Below are 3,165 nucleotides of genomic sequence, written 5' to 3' on the forward strand. Positions count from 1 at the left end.
TCCGCGTCGTGCAGGTGAGCGATGAACTCGATCGTCACCCGCCGGTCCAGGTCGCGCGGTTCGACATCGACCAGGAACAACTCAAGCAGGTCGTCCTCGGGTGACGGCTGGAGAAAGGCCGATCCACCGAGCCTTCGCCCGCCCTCGACGGTGGCGCGCACCGCGTAGACGCCGCGGCGGGGGCGGGCGTATTCGCCCAGGTCGATGGACGCGTCCAGCAGCGGAAGATGCGGGTCCTCGCGCCGGCCACGGCGCAGGACGCCCTCGACGGCGAAGGGCCGGGTGAGCAACCTGCAGGCTTCCGCGCAGTCCCCGGCGGCGAGCGCTCGACGGATCCGGCTCGAGGAGATGTCGCATTCCCCGGAAGCGAGCTTGTCGATGGCGATGCATGCGATGCCGCGCTCCGCCCCGAGTTCGCCAAGTCGCCTGACGTCGCCCGAGCGGGCGTGGCCAAACGCGAAATCGGCGCCGGTCACGATGCCGCCGGCGTTTCTCAGGCACCGGTCGACGAAGTGCTCGGGCGTGACCGCCGCGAGCGGACCGTCGAAGTCGAAGACCATCATCGCATCGACGCCAAGCGCGCCGAGCAGCCGCCTGCGGTGTTCGAGCGAGGTGAGCCGGAACGGCGGATCCTCGGGGCGGAAAAACCGCCGGGGATGGGGATCGAAGGTGCCGACGATGGCGGCGACGCCCATGTCCCTCGCCATCGTGACCGCGCGCTCGATCACGGCCTGATGACCACGATGGATGCCGTCGAAATTGCCGAGCGCGACGACGCCGCCGCGAAGACGATCGGGCAACCCGCCGTTACCCGATAGAAGTTCGATCACCTGAGCGGCTGGCGCGCGACCCTGTCCAGGTCCGGGGCCGAATCCGCGTCTCGCCAGCGATCGCCGCTCGCCGCTCCGCCGTCGACGCCGCGGCGCAGGGCCGTGCCGATCGGCTCCGACGTCCTCCGGAAGTTCGCTTCCACACATCATGAGACCTCCGATCCCGCAGGCCAAGCGGCCGTGACTTGCCCTCTTGCCCGTCAGGCCGCGGCCTTCTTTTCCAAGGCATTGAAGTTGCCGAACAGCGGCTTTCCGGCGAGCGCGCGGCCATAGTTCTCGGCGCAGGTCTCATAGTTGAAATGGGCGTGGACGGTGGCGACCCGCGCGTCGCGCGCATAACGCTGCATGGGGTTCGCCTCGTGAACGGTCGAGGCGCCGCTGGCGCGATGCAGCGTCTCGATCGCTTCGCAGCACTGGCGCACAGACAGCGCAACGTCGAACTTCAGCTTCGTCTGGAAGAGATCGTCCGTTTCCTCGCCCGCGACGGCGCGACGATCGAGCTCGACGCAGTCGGCCGATAGAAGCCGCTCGGCCGCCTCGATCTTGGCGGTCGCCTCCGCCAATTGGAAGTGCGCGATCGGCGCCTCGGCCTGAACCTTGTAATCGGTGCCCATGATGCCACGGCTATCCATGCGCTCGCGGAAATAATTCAGAGCGCCCTTGGCCATGCCGAGCGGCGTCGAGCCGGACAGGATCGACGTGTAGTCGAGGAAATTGTTGCGGAACAGCACCTGCCCCGCCGGTGGCTCGGATGCCCAGCGGCCGGCGCTAAGGTCCTTCATCGACATCACGCGGTGCTCGGGGACGAAAAGCTCGTCGGTCAGCTCGACCGTGTTGCTGCCCGATCCCTTCATCCCGCTGACGGCCCAATCGTCGAGGACCGTGAGGTCCGCGGTCCGCACCACCGGCGCGATCATGTCCAGCTTACCGTCCGGGCCGGCGACCATGGAGCCAAGCACGATCCAGGCGGTGTGCCGGCAACCGCTGGCGAATGGCCAGCGTCCGCTGATCATGTAGCCCCCGTCGACCCGTCGCGCGCGTCCCGGGCCGTGCGGCGAGAGTACGCCCGAGATGCGCGGCCCGACCCACGGCAGGCCGTAGATCTCGTCCTGCGCCGCCTTGGGATACATCGCGATCCAGCGGCCATGCGTCGTGGTGACCCAGCTCACCCAACCGGTGGAGCCCGCGATCGCGCCGACCGCCGCGAAGACCCTTCGCTGGTCTTCGGTCGAGAGCGCGGAACCGCCATATTCCAGAGGCAGGCTGATCCGGAACACGCCGATCGCGTCCAGCTCCTCGATCGTCTGTTGTGACAGGCGACCGGCCTTCTCCTCGGCCAGCGCGTTCTGCTGCAATTTGGGCGTCACCGCCTCGATCGCCGCGACGATCCGGTCGGCGGTGAGGTTGGCGGACGCACGGCTTGCGATGGGAACGACGGATGCCATTGGCTCTCTCCTTGACTGACGCGAGTCGTAGTCGCCGATCGTATGACTGTCAACACTTTGCGTGACACGAGATAGCGCATTTGTCCGCACCTCGTTGGTCGCGCTTCCTGATATACCAGGAACATCGCGATATTATTGACACTCTGCGGATCGATCTATCTAAGACTGTCGACACAGTGGTGGAAAGGGTATGCGCGTGAGCGGAGAAGCGGCCGCTAGGCAGGTCAGGGTGAAGCGCGAGGGCAACAGCGCCTCCGCGATTTACGATCGCGTTCGCGCCGATATCATGAGCGGCAGGCTTGTACCCGGCTCGCCGCTGTCGCAGCTCGCGTTGGCCAAGACGCACGGCACCAGCCGCGGGCCGGTGCGCGAGGCGCTGCACCGCCTGCAGCAGGACCAACTCATCACCGGCAGCGCGAACAAGCGGTTCAATGTCGCACAGATCGAGCTTGCGGATCTCGAGAGCGCCTTGATCCTGCAGCTCGCCAATGTGACGCTCGCCATTCGGGTCAGCGTTCCGCGCCTGGGCCCGCCGTCATACGACGCACTCGACGCCGCGGTCGGCCGGATGGAGGCGGCGCGTGAAGGGGACACCGCCGCTTGGGAAGCGGCGTACCGGGACTTCGCGCTGACCATCTGCGGCGAGGCGGGTGACCAGGTCGTCGCGCTGATCGCCGGATTGATCGATTCCATCCAGCGCTTTCGCGTGAACCTCCTCGATCGCTTTCCGCGCGTTTACGCGGGCGCGGAGGATTTTCGGCGCATCGCCCTGGCCGCGCGTGACCACGACAGCGGGGCCGCCGGCGAGCTGTTCGCGAAGTTCTTCGGACGCCTGTCGTCGCTCATCCTCGCCGGCGTCGCACCGCGGCACGACGCCGTGCGGCTGCGCG

3 protein-coding genes are annotated in these 3,165 nt (G+C 67.3%); 1 reads left to right on the forward strand and 2 read right to left on the reverse strand.

From position 1 onward, the window contains the following. Positions 1-728: riboflavin kinase (locus ACFE71_RS15255; protein ID WP_375429614.1), on the reverse strand; the 728-nt coding region annotated here is incomplete at its 3' end. 302 nt (positions 729-1,030) lie between these two features. Then, complete coding sequence (locus tag ACFE71_RS15260) at positions 1,031-2,185, reverse strand: acyl-CoA dehydrogenase family protein (RefSeq protein ID WP_375429615.1); 1,155 nt, start codon at positions 2,183-2,185, stop codon at positions 1,031-1,033. Between the two features lie 286 nt (positions 2,186-2,471). Between ACFE71_RS15260 and ACFE71_RS15265 the strand changes: the two genes are divergently transcribed. Then, positions 2,472-3,165, forward strand: a 694-nt coding sequence (locus tag ACFE71_RS15265) for a GntR family transcriptional regulator (RefSeq protein ID WP_375429616.1), incomplete at its 3' end; no start/stop codon positions are given.

It is taken from the genome of uncultured Sphingomonas sp., from assembly GCF_964237155.1.
Lineage (GTDB): Bacteria > Pseudomonadota > Alphaproteobacteria > Sphingomonadales > Sphingomonadaceae > Sphingomonas.